Genomic DNA, 2693 nt, shown 5'->3' on the forward strand with positions numbered 1-2693 from the left:
GGAGAAGCCGCTCTGCTGCGTTTCTACGTGCTTCATGTCGCGGTATTTCCTGCCATCATCATCCTGCTCACCATCGTTCATTTCTGGCGCGTCCGCAAAGACGGCGGACTTTCGCGTCCGATCTGGAAGCTGAAACCGAAGAAGGCGGAAGAACTCGTTACCATAGGCGCACCTCTAATTGCTGCCTCCGTCAATACCGTTGCCGCATCTCCACACAAGACATACGGCCTGATGGAAGTAGTCACAGGCAAGCCGATCTTTGAAACCATCGCGCCGGAAGAAGAGGATGAAGCTGTTTTCTCGTACCCCTACGCCTTCTTCCGCGAGGCTATTGCGCTAATGGTTACGGTGGTTGGCGTCATGCTGATGTCTTTGCTTTTCCGAGCGCCTCTTGAAGAACTCGCCAATCCCGCGAAGACACCCAACCCCGCAAAGGCGCCGTGGTACTTCCTTGGTCTGCAGGAGCTGGTCAGCCACTCTGCTTTGTTGGGAGGTGTCGTTGCGCCCACCCTCATGGTACTTCTGCTTCTTGCGATTCCTTACTTTGATCGCAACCAGAGTCGACGCCCGGGAGAGCGCAAATGGGCCATCTGGCTCTTCACGTTTCTTGTAGCAGCCAATCTGATCCTCATTGTCGTGGGAACGTTCTTCCGCGGGCCGGGATGGGCCTTTGTTCCGCCCTGGGTTCACGTGACGGGAGCAGCCGAATGATAGGGCGCAGACTACCGCAGGTCTTCTTTGCACTGAGCACGCTCGCGTTGGTGGTACTCATAGCGGCGGTCTATAAGGCCAGTACACCTCAATGGAAGCATTGTCAGCGCGAATTCTTTCAACTCGAGGCACAAGGCGAACCCAACGCGGTGACCAAGGCGGCGGTTCTTGCGACCCCTCCGCAAATTCACCAGGTGATGCTCACCGGCTTGCAACGTGTAGACCGCTGCACGACGTGTCACCTCGGTGTGGATGATCCGACGATGAAGAATGCGCCGGAGCCCTTCCGATACCACGCAGGACTGGGCCCACATGTTCCCTCCAAATTCGGTTGCACCATCTGCCATGGAGGTCAGGGGCTGGCGACAGACAAGGATGCAGCCCACGGCAATGTACCCTTCTGGCAGACACCGCTTCTCTCCCGCGAATACATTCGCGCCTCTTGCGGGCGATGCCACAAGGAGGGCGACGTCCCCGGCGTTCCGGAACTCACGGAGGGCCGTCACCTTTTCGAAACCCAGGGTTGTCGCGGCTGCCACAAGCTCAATGGCGTAGGCGGCAGCATCGGACCCGATCTGACAGAAGAAGGCGCGAATCGACGCTCTCCCGAATGGTTGGAGCGTCACTTCCTCACACCTAATGAGGTCTCCGCCGGGTCCGCAATGCCCAACTTCCACTTCACGCGGGAACAAGCTCGCGCGCTTACCTATTACATGCTTTCGCTCACTAACGAAGATATGGGTACTTACTATTCCAGCCTTCGTCTCATCCCCAGTCCGGAATACGGCCGCCAACTCTTCGTCGAAAAGAACTGCATCGTCTGCCATTCGGTTGGTGGCGTCGGATCAAAAACTGGCCCTGATCTGTTTGGAGTAACCAAGCGTCACTCCCCTGGCTGGCTCGACGAACAACTCGTGAATCCGCAGCAAGTCTACCCCGGAAGCTCGATGCCGGAGTACGACTTGGAGACCAATGCGCGGAAAGCCATCGTCTCCTTCATGGCCACGGCCACTCCCGATGATGCCCAGCAGATCATCTCCCACAGAGAGAAGCCGCTTAGCACAGAAGAAGTGGCCATTGAAGCTGGCCGGCGTGACTTCGCGCGCTTCGGATGTGCCGGATGCCATGGGACAGAACTTCAGGGCGGTGTTCCGAACCCCAATGCGCAGGGCGGACAGGTACCTTCGCTTCTGCATCTCTCCGACGACTACACCAAGGAGGAGGTTATCGCCGTTATCCGCAACGGAAGAGCAGCACCGCTCGATAATCCGAAAGGCCCGACACCACCGCTGTACATGCCCTCCTGGAAGCAGCTGCTGAGCGATGAGGACATTCACCAAGTGGTCGAATTCCTCTGGTCGAAACAACAAAAATCGACTGAGAGCTGGTGAGGCAAAATGCTGCCGAGTAGAAAGAGACGCGTGCCGATTCTTTTGGCACTCGCGGCAACGGTTGCCTATACGGCCGCACAGTCGCCGCGAAACCCCGAGGCATCGCCACAGGAGCCGGTGCAGCGCGCCTATCCCGTACCGACGAATTTGCACGTGCTTCCGAAAGAGATGACTGGGCAGCAAGTCAATGACGTCATGGAGCAATGGGGAGTTGAGCTGGGTGTGCGGTGCAGCGCGTGTCACGGCGAAGAGCAGGATAACGTGGTACCGGCTGGACCTCGGCGCTCAACATTCACCGACGATTCCCAGCCGATGAAAGAAATTGCCCGTCTCATGTACACAATGACCGAGCAGATCAATCGCGACTTTATCACCAAAGTCGAAGGTTCCGGCTTACCAGTGACTTGCGGAACCTGCCATCGCGGCCATGTCAGCCCGGAGCCTGCGTTCATTGCGGGGCCGACGCGGTCCTCTTTGAATCAGGCGCAGCATCCGTAAGAAAGACGGTCACCGCATGCCAAGCCGCGTCTGGAACCAGGGACGGACCCTCGGAATCTGTCTCATGTTTCTGGGAGCGGTCACCCTGAGTCC

The 2693-nt window shown here is 57.9% G+C and carries 3 protein-coding genes; all 3 read left to right on the forward strand.

Annotated elements, in window-relative coordinates; all coding sequences use genetic code 11:
• On the forward strand, positions 1–711 hold a 711-nt coding region (locus WA354_RS03630; protein WP_472811649.1), incomplete at its 5' end, for a cytochrome b family protein.
• The gene (locus WA354_RS03635; protein WP_472811650.1) at positions 708–2102 is read left to right on the forward strand and encodes a c-type cytochrome; all 1395 of its coding nucleotides are present in this window, start codon (positions 708–710) and stop codon (positions 2100–2102) included. The genes WA354_RS03630 and WA354_RS03635, both read left to right, overlap by 4 nt.
• Before the next feature lie 30 nt (positions 2103–2132).
• Positions 2133–2600 carry a c-type cytochrome gene (locus WA354_RS03640; protein WP_472811651.1) on the forward strand — a complete coding sequence of 156 codons (468 nt, stop codon included), beginning with the start codon at positions 2133–2135 and terminating at the stop codon, positions 2598–2600.
• Positions 2601–2693 lie beyond the last annotated feature (93 nt).

The sequence above is a fragment of the Occallatibacter sp. genome (assembly GCF_049802275.1).
Classification (GTDB): Bacteria; Acidobacteriota; Terriglobia; order Terriglobales; family Acidobacteriaceae; genus Telmatobacter.

Bases quoted from the DNA above. Each gene is read 5' to 3' on its own strand.
- WA354_RS03635 (WP_472811650.1), top strand. From the start codon at position 708: ATGATAGGGCGCAGACTACCGCAGGTCTTCTTTGCACTGAGCACGCTC.